The organism is Rhodococcus oryzae (assembly GCF_005049235.1).
GTDB lineage: Bacteria > Actinomycetota > Actinomycetes > Mycobacteriales > Mycobacteriaceae > Rhodococcus_G > Rhodococcus_G oryzae.
In genome coordinates, this window is sequence record NZ_SUMD01000006.1 from 344,325 (window position 1) to 369,593 (window position 25,269).

General features: G+C 68.9%; 19 protein-coding genes and 1 riboswitch. Of the genes, 5 read left to right on the forward strand and 14 right to left on the reverse strand.

The features are described from left to right. Positions 1-25: 25 nt before the first annotated feature. The 4 genes from FCG67_RS15290 to FCG67_RS15305 are packed head-to-tail and all read right to left on the reverse strand — an operon-like array spanning position 26 to position 3,507. Positions 26-709, reverse strand: a complete 684-nt coding sequence (locus tag FCG67_RS15290; RefSeq protein WP_136910575.1) for an ABC transporter permease — start codon at positions 707-709, stop codon at positions 26-28. Then, complete coding sequence (locus tag FCG67_RS15295) at positions 706-1,398, reverse strand: ABC transporter permease (RefSeq protein WP_136910576.1); 693 nt, start codon at positions 1,396-1,398, stop codon at positions 706-708. Before FCG67_RS15295 ends, FCG67_RS15290 begins: the two co-directional genes overlap by 4 nt. Further along, the gene (locus FCG67_RS15300; protein ID WP_136910577.1) at positions 1,398-2,543 is read right to left on the reverse strand and encodes an ABC transporter ATP-binding protein; all 1,146 of its coding nucleotides are present in this window, start codon (positions 2,541-2,543) and stop codon (positions 1,398-1,400) included. Before FCG67_RS15300 ends, FCG67_RS15295 begins: the two co-directional genes overlap by 1 nt. A gap of 10 nt (positions 2,544-2,553) precedes the next feature. After that, positions 2,554-3,507 (reverse strand): ABC transporter substrate-binding protein, encoded by a 954-nt coding sequence (locus FCG67_RS15305; protein WP_246045101.1) that lies wholly within the window; start codon positions 3,505-3,507, stop codon positions 2,554-2,556. Positions 3,508-3,552: 45 nt separating this feature from the next. Then, positions 3,553-3,643, reverse strand: a riboswitch (SAM riboswitch). 90 nt (positions 3,644-3,733) lie between these two features. On the opposite strand from FCG67_RS15305, the gene FCG67_RS15310 reads away from it, so the two are divergent. Continuing rightward, positions 3,734-4,312: a glycine betaine ABC transporter substrate-binding protein gene (locus tag FCG67_RS15310; RefSeq protein ID WP_169310537.1), complete on the forward strand. Its 579-nt coding sequence runs from the start codon at positions 3,734-3,736 to the stop codon at positions 4,310-4,312. Positions 4,313-4,598: 286 nt separating this feature from the next. Then, the gene (locus FCG67_RS15315) at positions 4,599-6,404 is read left to right on the forward strand and encodes a vWA domain-containing protein (protein ID WP_136910580.1); all 1,806 of its coding nucleotides are present in this window, start codon (positions 4,599-4,601) and stop codon (positions 6,402-6,404) included. A gap of 87 nt (positions 6,405-6,491) precedes the next feature. On the opposite strand, the gene FCG67_RS15320 is transcribed toward FCG67_RS15315, so the two are convergent. The 3 genes from FCG67_RS15320 to FCG67_RS15330 are packed head-to-tail and all read right to left on the reverse strand — an operon-like array spanning position 6,492 to position 9,836. After that, positions 6,492-7,391, reverse strand: a complete 900-nt coding sequence (locus tag FCG67_RS15320) for an alpha/beta hydrolase (RefSeq protein WP_425467838.1) — start codon at positions 7,389-7,391, stop codon at positions 6,492-6,494. A gap of 7 nt (positions 7,392-7,398) precedes the next feature. After that, positions 7,399-8,229, reverse strand: a complete 831-nt coding sequence (locus FCG67_RS15325; RefSeq protein WP_136910581.1) for an SDR family NAD(P)-dependent oxidoreductase — start codon at positions 8,227-8,229, stop codon at positions 7,399-7,401. Next, positions 8,226-9,836 carry a flavin-containing monooxygenase gene (locus FCG67_RS15330; protein ID WP_136910582.1) on the reverse strand — a complete coding sequence of 537 codons (1,611 nt, stop codon included), beginning with the start codon at positions 9,834-9,836 and terminating at the stop codon, positions 8,226-8,228. The genes FCG67_RS15325 and FCG67_RS15330 overlap by 4 nt, the downstream gene beginning before the upstream one ends. Positions 9,837-9,907: 71 nt before the next feature. Here FCG67_RS15330 and FCG67_RS15335 point away from each other — a divergent pair, with 71 nt between their 5' ends. Both FCG67_RS15335 and FCG67_RS15340 read left to right on the forward strand, forming a co-directional pair. Continuing rightward, the gene (locus FCG67_RS15335) at positions 9,908-10,519 is read left to right on the forward strand and encodes a TetR/AcrR family transcriptional regulator (RefSeq protein WP_136910583.1); all 612 of its coding nucleotides are present in this window, start codon (positions 9,908-9,910) and stop codon (positions 10,517-10,519) included. A gap of 112 nt (positions 10,520-10,631) precedes the next feature. Further along, positions 10,632-11,651: an MFS transporter gene (locus tag FCG67_RS15340; RefSeq protein WP_246045093.1), complete on the forward strand. Its 1,020-nt coding sequence runs from the start codon at positions 10,632-10,634 to the stop codon at positions 11,649-11,651. Here FCG67_RS15340 and FCG67_RS15345 read toward each other — a convergent pair. The 6 genes from FCG67_RS15345 to FCG67_RS15370 all read right to left on the reverse strand — a co-directional run bounded on the left by FCG67_RS15345 (position 11,610) and on the right by FCG67_RS15370 (position 22,727). After that, positions 11,610-12,311, reverse strand: coding sequence for an AAA family ATPase (locus tag FCG67_RS15345; protein WP_136910626.1), 702 nt, complete (start codon positions 12,309-12,311; stop codon positions 11,610-11,612). The two genes, FCG67_RS15340 and FCG67_RS15345, sit on opposite strands and share 42 nt — an antisense overlap. A 22-nt stretch (positions 12,312-12,333) precedes the next feature. After that, positions 12,334-16,101, reverse strand: a complete 3,768-nt coding sequence (locus tag FCG67_RS15350) for a multifunctional oxoglutarate decarboxylase/oxoglutarate dehydrogenase thiamine pyrophosphate-binding subunit/dihydrolipoyllysine-residue succinyltransferase subunit (protein ID WP_136910584.1) — start codon at positions 16,099-16,101, stop codon at positions 12,334-12,336. Positions 16,102-16,210: 109 nt separating this feature from the next. Continuing rightward, complete coding sequence (locus tag FCG67_RS15355) at positions 16,211-20,041, reverse strand: ABC transporter ATP-binding protein (protein WP_136910585.1); 3,831 nt, start codon at positions 20,039-20,041, stop codon at positions 16,211-16,213. A 44-nt stretch (positions 20,042-20,085) separates the two neighbouring features. Next, positions 20,086-20,847: an ABC transporter permease gene (locus FCG67_RS15360; RefSeq protein WP_136910586.1), complete on the reverse strand. Its 762-nt coding sequence runs from the start codon at positions 20,845-20,847 to the stop codon at positions 20,086-20,088. After that, positions 20,844-21,797, reverse strand: coding sequence for an ABC transporter ATP-binding protein (locus FCG67_RS15365; protein ID WP_136910587.1), 954 nt, complete (start codon positions 21,795-21,797; stop codon positions 20,844-20,846). The genes FCG67_RS15360 and FCG67_RS15365 overlap by 4 nt, the downstream gene beginning before the upstream one ends. 72 nt (positions 21,798-21,869) lie before the next feature. Continuing rightward, entirely contained in the window at positions 21,870-22,727 is an 858-nt protein-coding gene (locus FCG67_RS15370) for an LLM class F420-dependent oxidoreductase (protein ID WP_136910588.1), read from the reverse strand. Positions 22,728-22,839: 112 nt separating this feature from the next. Here FCG67_RS15370 and FCG67_RS15375 point away from each other — a divergent pair, with 112 nt between their 5' ends. Further along, a complete protein-coding gene (locus tag FCG67_RS15375) occupies positions 22,840-24,018 on the forward strand; it encodes a YbfB/YjiJ family MFS transporter (RefSeq protein ID WP_169310539.1) in 1,179 nt (392 codons plus the stop codon). Here FCG67_RS15375 and ccsB read toward each other — a convergent pair. Beyond that, entirely contained in the window at positions 24,015-24,989 is a 975-nt protein-coding gene (gene ccsB / locus FCG67_RS15380) for a c-type cytochrome biogenesis protein CcsB (protein ID WP_136910590.1), read from the reverse strand. The two genes, FCG67_RS15375 and ccsB, sit on opposite strands and share 4 nt — an antisense overlap. Between the last annotated feature and the right edge of the window lie 280 nt (positions 24,990-25,269).

Genomic DNA, 25,269 nt, shown 5'->3' on the forward strand with positions numbered 1-25,269 from the left:
GTGTCCGGTCTTGCCGGGTGCGAGCTCAGGTCAGCGTCGGTGTGCGGCGCAGTCGGCCGGTGCCCGGCACCGAGGCCCACACCGCGACCGCGAGGATGCCGTCGAGGATCAGGGCCAGCGCCGCGACGAGGATCGCGCCCACCAGGACGCGGGCATAGTCACCGAGCGCCAGGCCGTCGAACATGTACCGCCCCAGGCCGCCCAGGTTGACATAGGCGGCGACCGTGGCGGTGGCGATGACCTGCAGCGTCGCGTTGCGCAGCCCGCCGACGATCAGCGGCAGCGCGTTGGGGACCTCCACCCGGCCGAGCACCTGTGCCCTGGTCATCCCCATCGCCCGCGCGGCGTCGACGACGACCGCGTCGACGTTCGCCACGCCTGCGTAGGTGCCTGCCAGGATCGGTGGGATGCCGAGCAGGACAAGCGCGATGATCGGCGGGATCAGGCCGAGCCCGAGGAGCAGCACAAGGAACGTCAGGATGCCGAGGGTCGGCAGCGAGCGGAGCGAGTTGACCAGACCGACCAGGATGGCGTCGCCCCTGCGGAAGTGCCCGATGAGCAGTCCCAGTGGGATCGCGATGGCCGCGGAGACGGCCACCGCGAGCAGGCTGTACCAGAGGTGTTCGACGATGCGGGCGCCGATGCCGGTGGGGCCGGACCAGTTCGACGGGTCGGCGATGAAGTCGAAGGCGGAGCCGAAGAGGTTCATGCCGGGCCCTCCGTCGCGCGTAGGACCGCCGCCGGTTCGTCCGCCTTGCGGCTGCGAGCGGTCCTGGTCCATGGCGTCAGCAGGCGGCCAGCGAGGTAGAGCAGGCCGTCGATCACCAACGCCAGGAAGACGATCGCGATGATCCCCGCCAGGATCTGGTCCGGGTAGTCGCGCTGGTAGCCCTTGGTGAACAGCTCACCGAGTCCGCCGATGCCGATCAGCGAGCCGACCGACACCAGCGAGATGTTGGTGACGGCGACGACCCGGATACTGGAGATCAGCACCGGGACGGCAAGCGGCAGTTCGACGGTCAGCGCGCGGCGAAGCGGGGTGAAGCCCATCGCGGTGGCCGAGTCGATCACCGACTCGGGCACCGAGTCGAGTGCCTCGGGCACGGCGCGCACCAGCAGCGCGGTCGAGTAGATCGACAGCGCGATCACCACGTTCATCTCGTCGAGGATGTTCAGCCCGAGCAGGGGCGGGATGGTGACGAACAGGGCAAGCGAGGGGATCGTGAACGCGAGCGAGGCGAGCGTCATGGTGGTCTTGCGCAGCCACGGGACATTCCGGATGGCGATGCCTGCGGGCACCGCGATCAGCAGCCCGATCAGCAGCGGCAGCAGCGCCAGGTAGAGGTGTGTCTTCGCGAGGTCGACAACCTGCGAGAAGTTGTCGATCAACCAACGCATCAGCCGGCCGTCTCGCCGCTGAAGAAGTGCCGGTTCCTGGCCCGGTCCTCGGCCTGCCGCTGATCCGCGAGTTTGCGGATCACCTCGGATCCGTTGACCCCGCCCACCACCGAGCCGGATTCGTCCACCACGACGCCGATTCCGGACGGCGATGAGATCGCGGCGTCCAGCGCCTGCCGTAGGTCCCCGCCCCGCGTGAACAGCGAACCGCCCGCGGACGTGCTCTCGGCCATGCTGTTGCCTGCCCGGATGCCCTCGACGCCGGTGACGTCGATCCAGCCGCGCGGCGCGCCGTCGTCGGTGACCACGAGCACCCACTCGCCCTGGTCGAGTCGAAGCGCGGCGAGCTCGGATTCGACGGCGGTGCGGATCTCGTGCACCGGCACCTCGTCGGCGGGCCGGAACGACAGCCCGCGGTACCCGCGATCGCGTCCCACGAAGTCGGCGACGAAATCCGTTGCGGGGGAGGCGAGCACGGTCTGCGGATCGGCGTACTGCTGGAGCCTGCCGTGCGGGCCGAACACCGCGACGCGGTCGCCGAGCCGGACCGCCTCGTCGATGTCGTGGGTGACGAACACGATGGTCTTGCGCAGCTGCGCCTGCAGGCGCTGCATCTCGGCCTGCAGGTCCTCGCGGACCACCGGATCGACCGCGCTGAACGGTTCGTCCATCAGCAGGATCGGCGGGTCGGCAGCCAGGGCCCTGGCAACGCCGACGCGCTGCTGCTGGCCGCCGGAGAGCTGGGACGGGTAGCGGGTGGCCAGCGCGGGGTCGAGCCCGACCCGCTCGAGCACCTCGAGCGCGGCCTTGCGGGCCGCGCGCCGTGAATCGCCGCGCAGCACAGGCACGGTGGCCACGTTGTCGACCACGGTCCGGTGCGGCAGCAGGCCCGCGCTCTGGATCACGTAGCCGATGCCGAGGCGGAGCTTGACCGCGTCCGTGCGGGTGACGTCCTGGCCGTTCACGATCACCTTGCCGGAGGTGGGCGCGATCATCCGGTTGATCATCCGCATGGATGTGGTCTTGCCGCAGCCCGACGGCCCGACGAACACGGTGAAGGACTCGGGCTCGATGACCAGGTCGAGATTGTCGACCGCGGTGGTGCCGTCCGGGTAGCGCTTGGTGACCGACTCGAAGGAGATCAAGGCCTGCCGCCTACGACACCGGCTTGTCGAGCCCCTGTGCCGACACCCACTCGGTGGCGGCGGCGTCCGGTTCGGTCTTCGAGTCGCCGGACACCGATGTGTTCAGGGCGATCAGTTCGTCGGTGGTCAGCTTGGCCGACACCGCATCCAGGACGGCCGCCAGCTTCTCGGACTGTTTGTCGGCGCGCAGTACCGGCACCACGTTCTGCGCAGGGAAGTTGTTCTTCGGGTCCTCGAGGACCACGAAGTTGTTCTTGGCGATGGCAGGCGAGGTGGTGAAGATGTTCGCCGCGGTGACCTGGCCGGAGGAGAGGGCGGCCACCGTGGCCGGTCCGCCGCCGTCCGCGATCGGAACGAAGTTCTGCGGGCTGATGACGAGGCCGTAGTCGGCCTCGAGTCCGGGCAGCCCTCCCGCGCGCTCCTGGAACTCGGCCGGCGCGCCGAACTTCACCTCGGCGGAGTGCGGCGCCAGGTCCGCGATCGAGGTCAGCTGCCACTTGTCGGCGGTCTCGCGGGTGACGACCACCGCGTCCTTGTCCTCGCCGGGCGCGGGCGTGGTGATCGCCAGGTCGGGTCCGAGCGCGGCGGGCAGGGCTGCGTCCACCTCGGCGGCGCTGGTCGCGGTCGTGTCCTTGTCGAGATACTGCAGCAGATTGCCGGTGTAGTCCGGGATCACATCGATGGATCCGTCCTTGACCGCGGGGATGTAGGTCTCCCGGCTGCCGATGTTCAGCTTGGTCTGCACGTCGAAGCCGTTGGCACGCAGGGCCTCCGCGTAGATGTTCGCCACGGTCTCGGACTCGGGGAAGTTCGCCGACCCCACGATGATCGTGTTCGGGTCCGAGCTGGTGCCACCCCCGCTGCTGAGCGGGTCGGAGTCGCCCCCGCAGCCGGCGAGGGCAAGGGAGGCGACCGCCGCGACGGCGGCGAAGGGGAGCAGGCGTGGAGCCTGCGGAATGCCCATCGGGCGCAGGCGGGCGGAGCGGAGAGCTGAGAACCTCATGGCGTCCTTCCATCGGTTCCGGCGGTAGCACCCGTCCCCTTCGGACTGGTTGCTGCGGCGTCAAAAAGCCGGATCTTTCGGCCGCTCGAGATGGTGCTGGCCACCGAGTGTAACGATAGGGAGGACATTCGCTGGGTGAGGAGAGGGAGCGTGGCGCGCCATGACGGCTCGGTGGAGGAAGTCCGCGATGACAGCGATGTCCGTGGCCGTGGTGTGCGCGCTCGCCGGATGCACGGTGGACAATTCCCGGCTCGACGAGACCCAGACGCCGGCAGCGATCACCGTCGGATCCGGGGAGAGCGCGGAGTCACAGGTCGTCGCGGAGATCTACGCGGGGAACCTGCGCGGCACCGGATCCCCGGTCGAGGTGGTTTCCCCGGAGACCAGGGCTGAGTACGTGGAGGGACTCGGGGCGGCGGACATCACGGTGGTGCCGGACTTCACCGGGCAGCTGCTGCACTACTTCCAGCCGGACGCGACGCTCACCGACCCCGATGAGGTGTTCGAGGAGCTGAACAGGTCTCTGCCGGAGGGGCTCTCGGTGTCCGACTACAGCGAGGCAGAGTTGGAGGCCGATGATTCGGCAGCAGCGGAGAACGTGGTGCCCCTCATGCGCAACGGGGTGCTCACCGAGGATCAGGTCAAGGCGCTCAACGTCGTTGCGGGCGAGCTGACATCGGCCGACCTGGCGTCGATGGCGGAGCGGGTTCGCGTCGGCGAGCTCACCCCGGGGCAGGCCGCGGAGGAATGGCGTGCGGCTCGCTGAGGGGTAGTGAGGAGCGTATTAAGCTGTCGCAGAAGCAAATCCGGTGACCGGGTTGGTTGTATCCGATCGGTGATCGGCGGGCAATGCGGCTGCCCGAGTCACGTCTGTAATGTCGAACCCCGACGGAGCAAGGACACAAAGCAGGCGGGGGACAATGCCGAGGATTGCCGAGTTACCGACCAAGCTGATCGCAGGGCTGGCTCTAACCCTGATCGGCCTTTCGATTGCCGCACCACCTGCCCAAGCGCAGGAGAGCCCGGAGTCGGATTCGCAGTATGCGCCGACCATGCTCATTCTCGATGCGTCCGGATCCATGCAACGTCCCGATCCGGCGGGCACGATGATGGATGCCGCGAAGAAGGCCGTCCGTACCTTTGTCGGCGCTGCGCCTGCCGAATCGAAGGTAGGGCTGACGGTGTACGGCACCGGCACCGGAAACGCCGAGGCGGACAAGCCCGCAGGATGTCGTGACGTGCAGGTGCTGCACAAGCCCGAGACCCTCGACAGTGCCGCGCTGACCAGCGCGGTCGACGGCATCAAGGCCAGCGGGTGGACGCCGATGGGCACCGCATTGCGCCAGGCGGCCGCCGCCCTCCCTGACTCGGGACCTCGCTCGATCGTGCTCGTCTCCGACGGCGACGACACCTGTTCCCCGCCCGATCCGTGCGAGGTCGCCAGGGAATTGAAGCAGCAGGGTGTCGATCTGGTGATGCACGCGATCGGCTTCGCGGTGGACGGCAAGGCCCGCGCCCAGCTCACCTGCATGGCGCAGGCCACCGGCGGCACCTACTCCGATGCCGCCGACGGACCCGCGCTGGAGCGGACGCTTCCCCGGGTCACGGCCGCCGCGCTCCGCAACTACAAGGCGGCCGGGACTCCGATCACCGGGACGCCCACGTACGCCAACGCCCCGGTGGCGACACCGGGTCAATACCTGGACACCATGGGCCAGAAGGAGACGCGCTACTACGCGGTCGACGTCCCCGACGGGGCGACCGCCTATTTCAGCGGCACCATCTCCTTTCCCCGACTGCCCGACATCTCGAGCACCGAGGACATGAATGTTCTCAACGTGCGGGTTTACGGCAGAGACGGCCGAGACTGTAACGAGTTCGTGTTCGAACAGGTGACGAGTTCGAGCGACGGCGCGGCGCTGACGGTGGCCGAGACCTTCGACGGGGCGACCGAGAAGCGCGCGGACGACGGCAGCGGTGCCGACAAGTGCAGGGGCGGCGGACGCTACTACTTCGCGCCGACCTGGGCCACGGTGTCCCATGGTGTGCCGGAACGGTTGCCGATCGAACTGCTCGTCGGCATCGAGCCCGCCGCAACCGATCCCGGGCCGATCGCGGTGGCACCGCCGACCGCCTTCACCGAGCCCACCGGTCCGGGTACCCCGGTCGTCGGCGGCGGGTCCTTCAACGTGGCCACCGAGCTCGACGGCAGTGGTCGGTACACCGACACCCTTCAGCCCGGCGAGTTCGTGTTCTATCGGGTCCCGCTGGATTGGGGGCAGGGGCTCGCATACCGGGTGCAATACGGGGCGAACGGCGGCCGAGGTGTCGAGAACATCTCCAACATCCAAACCGCCTTGTACTCCCCGTCCCGCGAGGAGATCGACCTGGACACCGGGGCGTACACCGGCACCGACCGGATGTTGCCGTCGAACGGGGCATTCGCCACCGTGCCGATCCGCTACAACAACCGCACCTCCGATGTCCTCGACACCCGCAAGGAAGCCGTGGCCGGGTCGTACTACATCGCGGTCAAGGTGGGCTCGACTGCGGCGGAGGGCGAGAAGCATCCGGTGCCGATCCGGCTCGACCTGACTGTCGGGGGGACGCGTGAGGACGGTCCCTCGTACTCGTCCGGGGTTGCCAACGGGATTTTCGGCGAGAACGCCACGACGCAGGCCGTCGGCTCCCCGTCCGCCGGCGGCCGCGCCGCCGACACCGTGGTGGTCGAGGCGGCAGGCGAGGCAGGCGCCGCGGACTCGAGTTCGTCGACCGCCGTCATCGCGGTGGCGGCGGCCGGAGTCGTGTTGTGCGGCGGGCTCATCGGCTGGGTCGCCGTGCGCAGGCGCCGAAGGTAGACGGCTGGCGGCGGTGACGCACGAACGGGCGGTTACCGGGTTCGCCTCTCGGCGGTTGTCCCGGTAACCACCCGTTCGATGGGTGAACTAGACCCGGGTGGGTTCGAGCGCCTCGCGCAGGAAGCCGCCGAGCTCGCGCACGGCGTCGTTTGCCTCCCGCAGGATCGATGCCTGCAGGTGCGCGACGTGCCACAGCTTCGGGTACTCGGTGAACCGAACCGTGACGTCGGCGGCGCGCATCTTCTCTACCAATTCCGTCACCTGCGGGTACAGCACCTCGGAGGTGCCGACGTGCACGATCGTCGGCGGCAGCCCGGCCATGTCGGCGTGCAGCGGCGCGAAGCCCGGGTCGGCCGGGTCGCCGCCGCCGAGGTACGCCTCGGCCGCCATGAACGACCACGCCGTGTTGACCACGAGATCGCGATCCTTCGGGGCGTCCCTGGCGCCGGGATCCACCCACGGCGCGATCAGTCCGAGGGCAGCCGGATGCACGTCGTGCGCGTCGATCAGGCGCCGCGCGGTGGCCAGCGACAGTCCGCCGCCCGCCGAATCCCCCGCGATGGCCACCTGATCGGCGGTGTACCCGTGCTCGACCAGCAGCTCGAGGTACGCGTCGACCGCGTCCTCAAGCCCGGCCGGGTACGGATCCTCCGGGGCGAGGCGGTAGTCGAGCACGTACACCGCGGCCTCGGACTCGCGCGCCAGATACGCGGCGAGCGACCGGTGTGTGGCGAGCGATCCGAGGGTGTAGCCGCCGCCGTGCAGGTACAGCACGGCGGTGCGGCGCTCGCTGGCCCCGACCGTGATGCGCTCGGCCCTGCGGCCTGCCAGGGTCAGCTCGCGCACGACGGTGTCGCGCGGGAGCCGCTGCAGCGGGGAACCGGCGTCGAGCAGCGCGCGCGCCGCGGGTACCGGCATCTTCGCGTGCAGGGCCACCCGGTAGAACGCGCCGAGATTCGCGGCGACCAGCGGTCGGGGCAGGAACACCACTGGGCTAGTTCCCCTTCGGCATCACGCGGCCGGCGATCTCGGCGACCACGCGCTGGTAGCTCGAGCCGACCAGGCGGACCCAGGCGTCGAGGAACTTGGCGTCGGCGCCGATCAGCACCCGTGCCTTGCCCTTCTGCACGCCGTTCACGATGACCTTCGCGGCCTGCTCGGGCGTGGTGCGGGCCAGCTTCTTGTCGAAGAACTCGGCGAAGGCGGCGACGTCCTGGCCGGGCCCGGCGGTCGCATTGCGGGCGATGGCGGTCTTGATGCCGCCGGGGTGCACACAGGTCACCTTGACCGGGTGCTTGGCGATCAGCATCTCCTGCCGCAGCGACTCGGTGAAGCCGCGAACCGCGAACTTCGCGGAGTTGTATGCGGACTGGCCGGGCATCGAGAGCAGGCCGAACAGGCTGGAGACGTTCACCACGTGCCCGTCGCCGGAGGCGAGCAGGTGCGGCAGGAATGCCTTGGTGCCGTTGACGACTCCCCAGAAGTCCACATCCATGATCTTCTCGATGTCCTTGAACTCGGACTTCTCGAATTCGCCGTGATACGCGATGCCTGCGTTGTTGTAGATCTGGTTGACCTTGCCGAAGTGAGCCGCGATCGTGTCGGCGTACTGCAGTACGGCCTCGCGCTGGGTCACGTCCAGGTGATCGGACCTGACCTCGGCGCCGAGCGCCTCGGCCTGGCGAACGGTCTCGGCCAGTCCGACGCTGTCGAAGTCGGAGAGGGCGAGCCGGGCGCCCTTCTGCGCCAGGTTCAGCGCGAGCGCGCGACCGATGCCGGATCCCGCTCCGGTGATGACGACGACCTTGCCTGCGAAATCGCTCACTGTGCAACAACCTTCTCATCGTCGTCGGCGATGCCGACAGTGGATGCCGTCCCGCGTTCGATTTCGGCGGCGATCTCGTCGCCGGTGATCGCGGGCAGATCCGTGGTGGCCACGCTGCGGTACGCGGCGAGGTCGAACTTCTTTGTCGTGTTGCGGAACTGGAAGGTGAAGCCCGGCCACAGCGTGGTGTTGTTGCCGTGCTTGTCGAGGTACCAGCTGGCGCAGCCGCCGTTGTTCCAGACGCTGCGCGCGAGCTTGTCCTGCAGGTCCTTGTTGTAGGCGTCCTGCACGTCCTGGCGGACCTCGATGGTCCCGATGCCGTTGCGCTCGATGGTGTTGATCGCGTCGATGACGTAGTTGAGCTGCGACTCGATCATGAAGACCATCGAGGTGTGGCCCAGGCCGGTGTTCGGGCCGACGAGGAAGAACATGTTGGGGAAGTTGGCGATCGCCGATCCCTTGTAGCCCTGCTGTCCGCTGGCCTCGAAGACCTCCGCGGCGGAACGGCCGTCCTTGCCGATGATCCCGGCGAAGGTGGGGGAGTCGGTCACGTGGAAGCCGGTGGCCACCACGATCGCGTCGACCTCGCGGGTGGCGCCGTTGCGGTCGACGATCCCGTTGGCCGTGACCTCCGCGATGCCGTCGGTGACCAGGTCGACGTTCGGCTGGGTCAGCGCGGGGTAGTAGTTGTTGGAGATCAGCATGCGCTTGCAGCCGATCTGGAAGTTCGGGGTGACCTTCTCGCGCAGGTCCCGGTCCTTGATCTGCATGCGCAGGTGGCGCTCGGCCGCGAACTGCAGCGGCTTCATGAAGATCGGGGCCTTGGCCAGGCCGACGACCTGGGTCTCGCGCATCCAGTAGATGCCGGTGCGGGAGAGCTTCTGGAACCCGGGCACGTACTTGAACGCGAGCTTCTCGAGAGTGGTGTACTCGCGGTCCGCGCGGGGCAGGACCCACGGCGCGGTGCGCTGGTACACGTCGAGCCGGCCGGCCTTCGCGGCGAGCTGGGGGACGATCTGGATGGCGGAGGCGCCGGTACCGATCACGGCGATGCGCTTGCCCGTCAGATCGGCGTCGTGGTTCCAGCGGGCGGAGTGGAAGATCTCGCCCTCGAAGCCGTCGATGCCCTTGATGTCCGGCAGCGACGGCTCGCACAGCGCGCCGACGGCGGTGATCACGATCTTGGCGGTGAACGAGCCCTGCGAGGTCTGCACCTCCCAGCGTGCGCTGACGTCGTTCCAGCGCGCCTCCTGCACGTCGCAGTCGAAGACGTGCTTGTCGAGCACGTTGTACTTGCGTGCGACGGAGCTGATGTAGTTCTGGATCTCCGGCTGCTTGGAGAACGACCGAGTCCAGGTCGGGTTCAGCGCGAATGAGTACGAGTACAGATGCGACGGGACGTCGCAGGCCGCGCCGGGGTAGGTGTTGTCGCGCCAGGTACCGCCCACCTCGCTGCCGCGCTCGAGGACCACGAAGTCCCGCTTGCCCTCTTGAACCAGCTTGATCGCGGCGCCCAGGCCCGCGAAGCCACTGCCGATGATCAGCGTGTCGACGTGTCGCGGAGTTCCACCCGGCTTCACGGCGGTATCTGTAACTGGAAGACTCATGTACCACACAGTAAGGGCTTGTTGAGTCGCAGTCAATAGCTTATTGACAAAAATTCAGTAAGCTGATGGTCATGGCGGTCACCAAGCGCACCCGGCTCAGTCCGGAGGAGAGGCGCGCTCAGCTCATCGACCTGGGCGCACGCATGCTGGCGGAGCGACCCCTCGAACAGGTCTCGGTCGAGGAGATCGCGGACCAGGCAGGCGTCTCCCGCGGACTGCTCTTCCACTACTTCGCGTCCAAGCGCGATTTCCATCTCGCCATCGTCCGCCACACCAACGTCGAGATGCTCGCCCACACCGAACCCGACCTCAGCCTGGAGCCGCTCGAGATCCTGAGGTCCGCGATCACCTCCTATGTCGACTACGTCTCGGAGAACCGGAACACCTACGTCTCGCTGCTCCGCGGCACCGCGAGCGGGGACCCCGAGATGCGCGAGGAGTTCGAGCGGACCAGGGCGATCATGGCAGAACGGATCACCCTGCAGCTGCCGAAGCTGGGCATCGAACCGGGCCCCCGGATCACCCTCGCGGTCCGCGGCTGGATCGCGTTCGTCGAGGAGGCCACGATCAGCTGGCTCAAGGACCCCGAGATCGCCCGGGAGGAACTGATCGACCTGATCGTCACCGCCCTGCCCGCGGTCGCGCTGAGCTCGGAGACGGCGGCGGCGTTGCTGGGCGCGTAGCGAGCGGGTATTCCCAGGAGATCTGGTCGCGCCTTCTCATACCTGGGTAGGGGACCCGATCTCACTCCGGAGCGGGACGCGCCGATCGGGTCCGCGTCCATACCGTCGGTGCATGGACACCCTCGGATCGCAGGTTCGCTCCCTGTTCGCCCGGCAGCGGCCCCTCATGGTGATGGTCGCCGCGATGATGTTGCTCGCGTTCGTCTGCGCCGTCGGCATGGTGGTCGACGACCGCACACTGCTCGGGGTGTCGGTCTGGGTGAAACCGTTCAAGTTCGCGATCGCCTTCGCCCTCTACGGCGCCACCCTGGCGTGGCTGCTGAACCTGCCGCACCGGGGAAGTCGTTGGACCCGGGTGCTGGCTCTCGTCTTCGCGGTGGCCGGCCTCACCGATGTCGCTTTCATCGCAGTCCAGGGAGCCCGCGGGACCTTCAGCCATTTCAACAATTCCGACGACATCGTGAACTCGGTGGGGCAGACCATCTTCGGGTTCGGCGTGCTGGGGCTGTTCGCCGCCAATCTCGTGATCGCCGTGATCCTGCTGCGTCAGCGGCTGGCCGATCGCCCGACCACCAGGGCCATCAAGGCCGGTCTGTGGCTCGCGCTGGCCGGGATGGCGATCGCGTACATGGTGGGCTTCCAGGGTGATCAGACGGCACGCGATGCGAACGGTCGCATGGTCGAGCTCGGCGCCCGCCATACCGTCGGCGCGACCGACGACCGACCCGGCATGCCGATCACGAACTGGAGCACCACAGGTGGGGACCTGCGCATCCCGCACTTCGTCGGGCTGCACGCACTGCAGGTCCTGCTGCTGGCCGCGGTCGTCCTGGCGGCGATCGCCCCGCGTGTCGCGTGGCTCCGGAAGGAGGGCGCGCGGGCCGCGGTGATGGGAGTGCTCGCCGGTGGCTACACGGGCCTGCTGGCGCTGCTGTCGTGGCAGGCGCTGCGGGGACAGCCGCTCACCCACCCCGACGCGCTCACCCTCGCCGCCGGCGGCGCCCTGCTCGCCGCCACGGTGCTCGGGGTCGCGGCCGTGCGCGCGTTTCAACCCGGGAGGGGTCCGGATCGCGCACGGGCGGCGCAGCCGCTACAGGTGCCGCAGGAACCGGTCGGGGCCGTCCAGGAATGAGCGCCAGTTCCGGACCAGGTCGAGCTCGTCCCACCGGGGGTACTCGATGCCGTCCTCGGTCAGTTCCCAGATCTCGGCGTCGGGACACGCAGCCAGCACGGGGGAGTGGGTCGCCATGATCACCTGGGAGCCCTCGGCCGCCAGGTCCTTGATCACCCCGAGCAGCGCCAGGCAGGACTGGAACGAGAGCGCGGCCTCCGGCTCGTCCAGGATCCACAGGCCGACGCCGATCGGCCGGTCGGCGACGTAGCGCAGGAACGACTGGCCGTGGGAGAGCTCGTTGAGCCCCTGGTCGGTGTCCCGGACGCGATCGGTGTCGGCCCGGTCGAAGAGCGAGTGCATGGACTCGGCCCGCAGAAAACAGCCGCCGTACGGCCTGGGCTGCGCCCCGATGCAGGTCAGGTGACGGGGCAGGTCGGTGTCCTCGGCGCTGCCGCCCGCTGACCACAGCCGGTCCTGGGCGCCGCGGAATCCGTTCTGCCAGGCGCCGGCGATGGCCTCGACCAGGGTCGACTTGCCGACGCCGTTCTCGCCAACGACGACTGTCACGGGGCTGGTGAAATCGAGTCCGTCCCTGCACAGTTCGCCGATCGAGGGCAGGCCGAGATACCACGAAGCCGGGTCGAATCCGCTCCTGCGAGTGAATTCGACCCGGCTCAGTGGCAAATCGGGTGCGGTCAAGCTATGCGATCGGCTTGAACGCCTCGTCGATGATCTCCTGCTGCTCGACGGCGTGCACCTTGCTCGAGCCCGAGGACGGGGCCGACATGGCGCGGCGAGAGATCCGCTTGATCCCGGTCAGCTTGTCGGGGATCAGCTCCGGCAGTGCCAGGCCGAACAGCGGCCAGGCACCCTGGTTCGCCGGTTCCTCCTGGACCCAACGGAACTCGGTCGCGTTCGGGTACCGGTCGAGGGTCTCGCGCAGGCGCCGGCTCGGCAGCGGGTACAGCTGCTCGATCCGCACGATCGCGATGTCCTCGCGGTTGTCCTTCTGCTTGCGGGCCAGCAGCTCCCAGTACAGCTTTCCGCTGACCAGCAGCACGCGCTTGACCTTCTCGCGCTCGCCGCCGCCGGTCTCGTACTCCGGCTCCTCGAACACCGAGCGGAACTTGCCGGTGGTGAAGTCCGCGAGATCGCTGACCGCGGCCTTGTTGCGCAGCATCGACTTCGGGGTGAAGACCACCAGCGGACGGCGGATGCCGTCGAGGTGGTGACGACGCAGCAGGTGGAAGTACGACGCCGGGGTGGACGGCACCGCCACGGTCATCGAGCCCTCCGCGCACAGCTGGAGGAAACGCTCGATGCGGCCGGACGTGTGGTCCGGGCCCTGGCCCTCGTGGCCGTGCGGCAGCAGCAGCACGACGTCGGAGAGCTGGCCCCACTTGGCCTCACCGGAGGAGATGAACTCGTCGATGATCGTCTGGGCGCCGTTGACGAAGTCGCCGAACTGCGCCTCCCACAGCACCAGCGCGTCGGGGTTGCCCACCGAGTAGCCGTACTCGAAACCCACGCCCGCGTACTCGGTCAATGCCGAGTCGTAGACCATGAACTTTCCGCCGTTGCCCGCGTTCGCCGCGATCGCCGAGATCGGGTTGTACTCGCCGCCGGTCTTGCGGTCGATGAGCACCGAATGGCGCTGGGTGAACGTGCCGCGGCGCGAGTCCTGACCGGTCAGGCGCACCAGCGCGCCCTGCTCGACCAGCGAACCGAACGCCAGCAGCTCCGCGTACGCCCAGTCGATCTTGCCGTCGCGCGACATCTCCTGGCGCTTCTCGATGACCGGCTTGACGCGCGGGTGCACCGTGAAGCCCTCGGGCACGTTGACGAAGGCGTCGCCGATCCGCTCGAGGACGGCCGGCTCGACGGCGGTGGTCAGGCGGGCGGGCGGGGTCTGGTCGAGCTCGACCGACTCCGACGGCTCCGGCTTGAACTTCTCCAGCTCGCGGACCTCGTTGAACACCCGCTCCAGCTGACCCTGGTAGTCACGCAGCGCGTCTTCCGCTTCCTTGAGCGAGATGTCGCCACGGCCGATCAGGGCCTCGGTGTAGCTCTTGCGGACGCTGCGCTTGGTGTCGATCAGGTCGTACATCGCCGGCTGCGTCATCGACGGGTCGTCGCCCTCGTTGTGGCCGCGACGGCGGTAGCAGATCATGTCGATGACGACGTCCTTGCCGAACTCCTCGCGGTAGTCCACGGCGAGCTGCGCGACCCAGACACAGGCCTCGGGGTCGTCGCCGTTCACGTGGAAGACCGGTGCGGCGATCATCTTCGCGACGTCGGTGCAGTACTCCGAGGAGCGCGAGTGCTCCGGGGCGGTGGTGAAGCCGACCTGGTTGTTGACGACGATGTGCACGGTGCCACCGGTGCGGTAGCCACGCAGCAGCGACAGGTTCAGCGTCTCCGCGACCACGCCCTGGCCTGCGAAGGCGGCGTCGCCGTGCAGCATCAGCGGCAGCACGGTGAAGCCTTCCTCGCCCTTGTCGAGGATGTCCTGCTTGGCGCGGACGAGGCCCTCGAGGACCGGGTCGACGGCCTCGAGGTGCGACGGGTTCGCGGTGAGCGAGACCTTGATGTCGTTGTCGCCGAACATCTGGATGTAGGTGCCCTCGGCGCCGAGGTGGTACTTCACGTCGCCGGAGCCGTGCGCGGCCGCCGGGTTCATGTTGCCCTCGAACTCGGTGAAGATCTTCGAGTACGGCTTGCCGACGATGTTGGCGAGCACGTTGAGGCGACCGCGGTGCGGCATGCCGATGACGACCTCGTCGAGCTCGTGCTCGGCGCTCTGGTCGATGACGGCGTCCATCATCGGGATGACCGACTCGGCGCCCTCGAGCGAGAACCGCTTCTGGCCGACGTACTTGGTCTGCAGGAAGGTCTCGAAGGCCTCGGCGGCGTTGAGCTTGCTCAGGATGTACTTCTGCTGAGCGACGGTCGGCTTGACGTGCTTGGCCTCGACGCGCTCCTGCAGCCACTGCTGCTGCTTGGGGTCGAGGATGTGCGTGTACTCGACGCCGATGTGCCGGCAGTACGCGTCGCGCAGGATCGACAGCACGTCGCGCAGCTTCATCCGCTGCTTGCCGTGGAAGCCGCCGACGTTGAACTGACGGTCGAGGTCCCACAGCGTCAGATCGTGGGTGGTGACGTCGAGGTCGGGGTGGCTGCGGAACTTGTCCTTGACGAACTGCAACGGATCGGTGTCCGCCATCAGGTGTCCGCGGTTGCGGTACGCCGCGATCAGCTCGAGGACACGGGTGCTCTTGTCGATGTCCGTCGCGGAGATGTCCTGACGCCACCGCACGGGCTCGTACGGGATGTGCAGCGCGTGGAACAGCTCGTCGTAGAAGTCGTCGCTGATCAGCAGGTTGTGGATGGTCCGCAGGAAGTCGCCGGACTCCGCGCCCTGAATGATGCGGTGATCGTAGGTCGAGGTCAGCGTCATCAGCTTGCCGACGCCCATCTCGGCGATCTTCTCGTTGCTGGCGCCCTGGAACTCGGCCGGGTACTCCATCGCACCCGCGCCGATGATGGCGCCCTGGCCCTGCATCAGGCGCGGCACGGAGTGCACGGTGCCGATGGTGCCGGGGTTGGTGAGCGAGATGGTGACGCCCGCGAAGTCCTCCGCGGTGAGCTTGCCGTCCCTGGCGCGGCGGACGATGTCCTCGTACGCGCCGTGGAACTGGGCGAAGTTCATCGCCTCGGTGCCCTTGATGGCGGCGACGACCAGCGAGCGGCTGCCGTCCTTGCCGGGCAGGTCGATGGCCAGACCGAGATTGGTGTGCGCGGGGGTGATCGCGTTCGGCTTGCCGTCCACCTCGGCGAAATGCCGGTTCATGTTCGGGAAGGCCTTGACGGCCTGGACGATGGCGTAGCCCAGCAGGTGGGTGAACGAGATCTTGCCGCCGCGGGTCCGCGCGAGGTGGTTGTTGATGACGACGCGGTTGTCGAACATCAGCTTCGCCGGGATGGCGCGCACGCTGGTGGCGGTCGGGATCGCGAGCGAGGCGGACATGTTGCGCGCGAGCGAGGCAGCGGCGCCACGCAGGACCTTGGACTCGTCGGTGCTGGCGGCGGGAGCGGGCTTGGCCGCGGGTGCCGGGGCTGCCGGCGCGGGCTTGGCCGCGGGTGCCGGGGCTGCGGGCGCGGCCGGCGCTGCCGGTGCGGGGGCAGGCGCCGGGGCTGCCGGTGCGGGGGCAGGCGGTGCGGCGGCGGCCGGGGCAGGCGGCGTGCCGTTCGTCGCTGCGGGTGCGGCGGTGCCGTTCGTCGGAGCGGGCGCCGCGGGAACAGCGGGGCTGCTCACGCCGTTGCCGGCTCCGGATGCATCTGGCGTGTAATCGGTGAGGAATTCGTGCCAACTCGCGTCGACTGATGCCGGGTCCTTTTGGAACCTCTGGTACATCTCGTCGACCAGCCACTGGTTCTGTCCGAATTGTGACGTAGAACTGCTGCTCACGGCAGGTGTTCGCCTCGTTTCTCTCTTGGTCCCAGATCAGCGCGGATAGACCTGAGGCTAGACCCCATCTGTGACGAGCGCGCACCGGGCGCCCGCCGAGTGAAGTACATCACTTCAGGCCGCCGGGTTCACTACTATCGATGACGGTTAGTCCCCGCGAATTATTCCCTTCCTGGCTCTGCGCTGCATCCCAGAGTCGCTCATAGTGACCACCGGCACGCCGCAAATCGCCGTGCCGTCCGCTTTCCACGATCCGCCCGTCGTCGATCACGACCACGAGGTCGGCCTGGGCGGCGGTCGCGAGGCGGTGCGCCACGATCACCGCGGTCCGGCGGCGGGTGAGCAGCCGGCCCGCCTCCAGCACGGTCCGCTCGGTCGCCGGATCGAGCGTCGCGGTGGCCTCGTCGAGCAGCAGGAGGTCGGGGTCGACCAGCTCGGCGCGGGCCAAGGCGATCAGTTGTCGCTGTCCGGCCGACAGCCCCTGGCCCCGTTCCCCGATCGGCTGGAACATCCCGCCACGGAATCCGGCGATGGTCTGCAGCGCACCGACCGCGCGGGCCGCGGCCACGATCTCGTCACGGCTGGCGTCGGGCTTGCCGTAGGCGATGTTGCTCGCCACGTCCCCCGAGAAGAGGTGCGCCTCCTGTGGGACCACACCGAGGCGGCCACGATATCGGTGCAGGGGGTAGGCCCGCAGGTCGACGTCGTCGACGCGAACGGAACCGTCGCTCGGGTCGTAGAACCGGGCGAGCAGCTTGACCACCGTCGACTTGCCCGCGCCGGTCTTGCCGACGAGCGCGACGGTGGCGCCGGACTCGATCTGCAGGTCCACCCCGCTCAACGCCTCCCGTTCGGCGCCGCTGTAGCGGAAGCTGACGGCGCCGAAGGAGACGTCGCCGCGCAGGTGGCCCTCGATGGGAACGGTGTCGGTCTGGTTCGCGGTCTCGATCGAACTCGAGGTGCGCAGCAGGTCGCCGATGCGGCTGAGGCCGACGCTGGCCTGCTGGTAACCGTCGAACACCTGCGAGAGCTGCTGGATGGGACCGAACAGCAGCCCCAGGTAGAGGACGAACGCGACGAGCGTCCCCGCGGTGGCGTCGCCGCTCGCGACCTCGCGCGACCCGACAAGGACAACCGCGGCGAGTGCCAGGTCGGAGAGCAGCGTGATGAACGGGAAGAAGATCGAGATCGCGAGCTGCGAGCGCATCCGGCTGCTGCGGTAGCTGTCCGCCCGCGCCGCGAAGCGTTCCGCCGCGAAGTCCTCACGGCGATAGGCCTGCGCGGCGCGCAGGCCTGCGATGTTCTCCTGGAAGTCGGCGTTCACGAGGGAGATGCGTTCGCGGGAGACCGAGTACGCGACCGAGGACACCCGCCGGAAGATCAGCGTGGCGACGATCAGCGGCGGCACCACGGCGAGGGCGACGAGCGCGAGGACGACATCGGTGAGCAGCAGCGCCACCGAGATGCCGACGACGGTGAGCACGCTGACCACCGCGGTGGACAGGCCGGTCTGGAGGAACGACGACAGCGCGTCGACGTCGGTGGTCATCCGCGTCATGATCCGGCCGGACAGCTCGCGCTCGTAATAGTCGAGCCCGAGCCGCTGCAGGTGCGCGTAGCTGCGTACCCGCAGGCCGTAGAGGACCTTTTCGCCCGCGCGGGCGGTGATCACCGTCATCAGCGCGACCACCACCCAGTTGGCGGCCACCAGCGCGACCCCGGCGAGGGTGGCCCACCACAGCGCCGACGGCTGGTCGGGGACCACGCCGTGATCGATGGCGAACTTCACGATCGACGGGAACAGCACACCGGCGAGCGAATCGAGCGCGAGGCAGACGACCACCGCGGCGAGGATCCAGCGGACCGGCCGCAGCAGCGAGGACAGCCGGAAGTCGGGATCGGGCCTGCGGAGTCCGGCGTCGTCCATCCGGGGGTCCTCGACCGCGGGCGGCAGCGCCTCGACCGCGGCCCGCAGCTCGGGGGTCGCCGCGACGTCGCCGAGCGCGCCCGCCATCGGCCCTCCGCCACCGCCACCTCCGCCGCGGCCGGGGGCGCCGCCGTGCCCGTGCCCCGCCGACGCGGCCGGGTTGTCGGAGACGATCGCGTCGAACTCGGTGGACGGCACGGTCTCGGGCCACAGTTGGGCGTCGGTGGGTTCGGGCCCCGTCGGCACCGGCGTCGGGTCCGAGTGCGCGCCTTCCGGGTCCGGGTCGGCGAGCAGCGCCCGGAACAACGGACAGCGTTCGTCGAGCTCGGTGATCGTCCCGCTGTCGATGATCCGGCCCTCGTCGAGGACGGCGACCCGATCCGCCAGGGTCAGCGTCGAGCGCCGGTGCGCCAGGATCAGTGTGGTCCGATCGCGTTGGGAGCGCAGGGTGTCGAAGATCGCGGCCTCGGTGGCCGCGTCGACGGCGGAGGTGGCGTCGTCGAGGATGAGCAGCCGGGGATCGACCAGCAGCGCGCGCGCCAGTGCGACCCGCTGGCGCTGGCCGCCGGAGAGGGTGAGCCCGCGCTCGCCGACGACGGTGTCGTAGCCGTCGGGCAGCGACTCGATGAACTCGTCGGCCTGCGCCATCTTCGCGGCGATCGCGATCTCCTCGGCGCTGGCGTCGGAGCGGCCGAGCGCGATGTTCGCGGAGATGGTGTCGGAGAACAGGAACGGCTCGTCGAAGACCAGCCCCACGGCCTCGCGCAGCTGATCGGCCCGCAGCTCCGACACATCGATGGCCCGCCCGTCCGAGGTGAGTCCCACGCTGCCCTCGATGGGCGCATAGAAGCGGGGGAGCAGCAGCGACAGTGCGGTCTTCCCGGAACCGGCCCGGCCAACGACGGCCACCGTCTCGCCGGGGGCGATGTCGAGGTCCAGGTCCCGCAGCACCTCGCGGCCGGACTCGAAGCCGAAGGTGACCCCGCGCAGCCGGACCCCGATCGGCCCGGCGGGCAACGGGATCGGGTGCGTCGGGTCCGCGACCGACGGCTGGGTGTCGATCACCTCGTAGACGCGTTCGACCGCCGCCCGCGACAGCTGGGCCATGATCACCACCGACGACAGCAGGCGGCTGATGTTCGACATGGTCGCCACGTAGGTCGCGAACGCCAGGAAGGTGCCCACCGAGATCGAGCCCTGTAGCGCCAATGCGCCACCGAGGGCGATCACCCCGACCAGCCCGAGCTGCGGCAGCGCGGCCATCGTCGGGGTGAAGCGCGAGTTGATCCGGGCGGCCCGCATCCGTTCGGCGTAGAGGTCGCGGCCGAGGCCCTCGAGGCGCTGTACCGCCCTGGCCTCCTGACCGAACCCCTTCACCACGCGGACCCCGGTGACGGTCTCCTCGACGTGCTGCGCGAGGTCGGCGGCGCGTTGCTGGGCGGACCAGGTTGCCGCGTACAGCTTGGGCCGGATCAGCCAGACCACGAGCGAGACCGCAGGCACCACCAGCAGCGCGACGACGGTGAGCAGGGGGGAGAGGTAGGCCATCACCACGACCGCGAGCAGGAACTGGATCAGCGCGCCCGCGGACAGCGGGACCATGGCGAGCAGGCCCTGCACCAGTTGCAGATCGGTGATCGAGCGGGACACCACCTGCCCGGTGCGGATCTGGTCCTGGCCGGCGCCGTCGAGGCGTTGCAGGGAGCCGAGCAGACCGAGGCGGAGGTCGTGCTGCACGTCGATGGAGAGCCGGCCTGCGAGCATCCGGCGGCCGAACTGGCAGCCGAACCGGACCACGGCCAGCGCCGCGATGGTCGCGGCCACGGTCGCGATCATCTCGGTTGCGCCGCTGGTGGCGTCGTCGATCGCGATCCGGGTCAGGAGCGGGAACGAGATGTCGATGATCGCGGCGATCACCGTGACCGCGAGCGCGCCGAGCACGACGGTCCGGTGGGCCCAGCATTCGGCCGTCAGCCGACGTATCCAGCCGCGTTTGCTCTCCGAGGTCACCATCGAAATCCACGGTAGCCCCGGGGTCCGACGCGGACGCCGGAGGCCTAGGTGATGTCGCGGGCTCGCGTCAGCCACCAGCCGAGGCCGGCGGACAGCGCGGCCCATGCCAGCAGCACGATCGGCGCGAGCGGCCACGGTGCGGTGTCGGAGAGCCCGTCGGTGGCCGCGCCCAGCACGGTGGACAGGGTGAGCGCGCCGGGCAACCACTGCACGACCGATCCCGCACCGAACCCGGCGAGGATCGCGCCGACGATCATCTCGCCGACCGGATACCAGGCCAGCAGCGCGATCGCCGCGCCGATCGAGGAGGCGAACGCCAGTCCCAGCCCGGCCCCGATCAGCGACCAGGCGATGGACGTCAGCACCCCGGCGGCGAACAGTTCCGCCAGCGAGCCGTCGAATTCCATGGCGCCGCCGAACGTCGTCAGGCAGATCGCCGCGAGCGCCATGGCCGCGATCGCGTACAGCGCGCCGAAGGCCGCCGTCACGATCAGTTTCGCGGCGAGCACCCGGTCCCGGTCCGAGGACGTGAGGAAGGTGGGAGTCAGTGTGCTGTATCGGAATTCGGTGCCCGCGTTCACCGCGCCGAACAGGCCGGCGAACAGGGCCACCCAGCCGATGGTGATGAAGAGCCCGACGTTCGCCGCGCTGGTGGTGAGTTCGGCGTCCATGGTGGTGAGCGTGTCGTCGACCGCCGCGAAGATCGCTCCGGCGAACAATGCGACCGCCAGCGGTGCGATCGCCAGGGCCCACCAGAAGCGCAGGGTGGTGACCTTGCGGAGTTCGGCGGTGAGCAGCGCGGTCATCGGGGACCTCCGTAGTGGTGGCCCGGCTGGTAGTCGGCCGCGTACCGGCCGGAGGTCATCGACAGGAACACCTGCTCGAGGTCGACCGGCTCGGCGGTGGCGCCGAAGATGCGCACGCCGGCGGGCTGTGCGATGGCGGCGATCGTGTCGAGTTCGGCGCCGGTGACGGCCAGCCGGCCGTCGGGCAGCACCTGGGCGTCGGTGATCCCGTTGGCGGCAAGGGCGATCGCCAGGGTGGCGGGATCGGAGCCCGCGATCAGGATGCGGCCCTGGCGAGAACGCCGCAGGTCATCGATGCCGCCCTGGTAGACCAGGCGGCCCTCGCTCACGATGACCAGGCGGTCGACGGTCTGCTCCACCTCGCGCAGGATGTGGCTGGAGACCAGGACCGTGCGGCCGGACCGGGCGAATGCCTTGAGGAACTCGCGCAGCCAGGCGATGCCCTCGGGGTCGAGGCCGTTCGCGGGTTCGTCGAGGACCAGCATCTGGGGGTCGCCGAGCAGGGCGGTGGCCAGCGCGAGCCGCTGCCGCATGCCGAGCGAGAAGGTGCCTGCCTTCTGGTGTGCGGCCTGTTCGAGCCCGACCAGCGCCAGGACCTGCCGGGCGCGCGAATCGGGGAGCCCGGTCGCGGCCGTGTAGACGAGGAGATGGCCGAGCGCGGTGCGGTTCGGGTGCAGGCTCAGCGAATCGAGAACCGCGCCGACCACGCGCGCGGGTTGCGTGAGCGCCGCGAACGGCACACCGGCGATGGTGGCGGTGCCCGCGGTCGGCCGCACAAGGCCCAGCAGCATGCGCAGGGTGGTGGTCTTGCCTGCGCCGTTCGGGCCGAGGAACCCGGTGATCGATCCCTGCGGCACGGTGAAGCTCAGATCCGACACGGCGTCAACGGTTTTGAACTGCTTGGACAGTCCGATCGCCTCGAGTGCCGCCGGGTGTTCCCCTGCGCTCATGCCGTGCCCTCCCTCCGTGATGGGCGCCAGCCTATCCGCGGAGGGAGGGGCGGGTAGATCTCCCGCGTGGTTTCAGTTCTGTAGGCCGAGCGCGGCGGCAAGCGCGGAGAGGGCGGGCAGCTGGTCGCCGTCGACGGGGAGCACCTGAATGGCGACATGGTTCGCGCCCGCGTCGAGGTGTTCGCTGAGGCGGGCGGCGATTGCGGAGGCATCGCCGTGAGCGACGAGGGCGTCGATCACCCGGTCGCTGCCGCCGTCGGAGAGTTCGGCCTCGGTGAATCCGAGCCGGGTGAGGTTCGCGATGTAGTTCTGCAGGTGCAGGTATGGGCTTTCCACGACGGGACGGCCGATCGCCCTTGCGGCCGCGGCGTCGGTGTCGAGCACGATCTTGTGCTCGGGTGCGAGAAGTGGTTCGGGGCCGAGCAACTCGCGCGCCTCGCGGGTGTGCTCGGGGGTGGTCAGGTAGGGGTGCGCGCCCGCGGTGCGGTCCGCCGCGAGCCTGAGCACGCGCGGCCCGAGAGCCGCGAGGACACGGCGCCCGGCGGGGACTCCGGCTGCGTCGAGTTCGTCGAGGTAGGAGACCAGCGCCTGGTAGGGCTTCGCGTAGACCTGTCCGGAGTGCTCGGGATGACCGGCGCCGATGCCGAGCAGGAACCTGCCCGGGTGGCGCGCCTCCAGCCGGTGGAACGACGCGGCGACCTCGGCGGCGGGGGAGACCCAGATGTTGGTGATCCCGGTGGCGACGGTGAGACCGGTGGTCGCGTCGAGCAGGGACTCGGCGGTCTTCAGGTCCGCGGGCGGGGAGCCACCGAGCCAGATGGTGCCGTAACCCAGTCGTTCCAGCGCCTGACCGAACTCGGGAGTCGCGAAGTATGCGGGCTGCCACACACCGATTCGTCCGAGGTCGGGGGTTTCTTCGATGACGCTCATGGGCTCTCCGTCCGATTGGCTTGCCATAGGTGTGCTTTGCGCAACCCCGCGTCGCGGGAGTTCATTCCGGCAGCTGATTCGGCGATTCTCGGAGGGTCGTAGCCTGCTGGTCATGGTGGTTACCGGCGGCAAGGATCGGCTGCTCGTGTTGCGCGCGAGCCTCACGCTGGCCGTCGCCATGGGCCTGGGGCGGTTCGCGTTCACGCCGATCCTGCCGTTGATGGTGGGTCAGACGGGGCTGACCGCTGAGTCCGCGGCCACGCTGGCGACGGCGAACTACCTCGGCTACCTGGTGGGTGCGGTGGCGGCGATCTTCGCGCACTGGATTCCCAGGAGCAGGGCGGCGCTGCGGGTCTCGCTTGTCCTGCTGATCGCGACGCTGGCGCTGATGCCGGCGGCCGAGTCGATGTCGTTGTGGCTGACGCTGCGGTTCCTGGCCGGTGTCGCCAGCGCGGTGCTGTTCGTGTTCACCGCGCGGGTGGCGCACCAGCAGGTCACGGGCGGCGGGGACGGTGTCGGCTGGGTATTCGGTGGCATCGGGGCCGGAATCGCGTTGTCCGGCTGCGCGCTTCTCGCGTTGGGGTCCGGCGGATCGTGGCGGGTGAGTTGGTTGGTGGTGGCCGCGTTGGCGGCGGTACTGGCCTTGTTCGCGTGGTCGCTGCCGGGCGGTGACCACGCGACCGCGACCTCGGCGGGTAGACAATCGCCGGTGTCGCGCCGGGACCGAAGGCGATTCGCCTGGCTGATGGCGGCCTACTTCTGCGAGGGCATCGGCTACATCGTGTCGGCCACGTTCATCGTCGCCGCGGTTGCCTCCATCGGAACGGCGACCTGGCTGGGAAGCGCGGTGTGGATCGCGGTCGGGCTGGCCGGGCTTCCGTCGTGTGTGCTGTGGATCAGGCTGTCACGCAGGCACTCCCGGGTGGCGATGCTCGCGGTGGCGTTCGCCGTCCAGATCGTCGGGGTGGGGGCCTCGGCTCTTTTCGATGCGACGGCGGTGCAATTGCTGGCGGCGCTGGCCTTCGGCGGCACCTTCATGGGAATCGTGATGCTGACGCTCGCGGAGGGCACTGAGCTGGTGGGTCCGCGCGCCCCCGCGATCGGCACCGCGCTGTACGGGCTCGGCCAGGTGCTCGGACCGCTGATGGTGGCACCGTTGCTCGACACCGGTTACTCGCGGTCGCTCGCCGTGGCGGCGGGAGTCCTGGTACTCGGGTTGGCGTTCCTGGTGCCGCTGCTCCGTTCTGCTCGGGCGGAGGTGCCGGAGTCGGAGCAGGTGGTCGCGCGCTAGTTGAGTCCTGCGTAGGAATGCAGGCCAGAGACCACGAAGTTGATGGCGAACATGTTGAACAGTGTGGTGGCGAGGGCTGCGACGTTGATCCACGACGCGCGAAGGGTCCCCCACCCGCTCGTGGCTCGTGCGTGTAGGTAGGCGGCGTAGAGGACCCACGCGATGAAGGAAACGGTCTCCTTTGGATCCCAGCCCCAGAAGCGTCCCCATGCGGCTTCGGCCCAGATCGCGCCGCAGATGACTCCGATGGTGTAAAGCGGGAAGCCGACGATGGTCGTGCGGTACGCGACTCGATCGAGCAGTTCTGCGGACGGAAGTCGGTTGGCGATCCAGGCTTTCGGGCCGCGGCCGTTGGCCCGTCCGTGGACGGCGACGATGTGGAGCAAGCTGGCTGTGCTGGCGAACGTGAGGATCCCGCAGGCGGACACGATGATGGTGACGTGGATGGCGATCCAGTAGGAGCGCAGCGCCGGCACGAGGGGAGCGGCGTCGTTGTACATCGCCGCTGCTGCGACGAACAGGAGTACGACCACTGGTGCGAGTACGAAGACCGTCAGGTTGCGGATCGGGTACTTCCGGACTGCGACCAGCCAACACACGACAGTCGCTGCGCACAAGAACAGTGCGTACTCGTAGAGGTTGCCGAGCGGCCAGCGGTCGGTCGCCAGACCCCGCAGAACGATCGCGGCCACGTTCAGTGTCAGTGCAACGAGCGTGAGGGCGATGGCGGCACGTCCAGCTCTCTCACTTGGCGTGCGCGTGCTGTCCGCGGTCGAGATTCGCCCAGGCATATGCGGGGCTGATGCGCCGACAGTGGCCACGGCCCGCACCTGGGCGTCCGCTGCGGTGCGGCGCCGAACGGATGTGCCTGCAAAATCGAATGCCGAAAGACCCAGAGCAAGAACGTAGATCGCGAACGCGGAGGCGAACGCGAAGTCGCTGTACTGCGCCAGTGTGGTGTTGACCGGCATGAGGCCCCCTCGCAACTCATCGGCTACTACGGTGGATAGTAGACGACTGGGTGCTGGGTTGGACTTCGTGCAATTCCTGATTCATGTCGGACCCTCGGCGTAGCATCGAATGTATGTTCGAGAACGGTGGCGTCGGCGGGGTGAGGTCCGGTGTCGAGGCGGAGGTCGCCTCGTTGCTGGCCGACGTCGCTGCTCTCGACGAGGTTGCCTGGTCGTGTCGGGCGGAGAATCGGTTGGCGGCGCGGAAGGTGTTGGCGGCGGGCCGGTTCTGGGAGTCGTG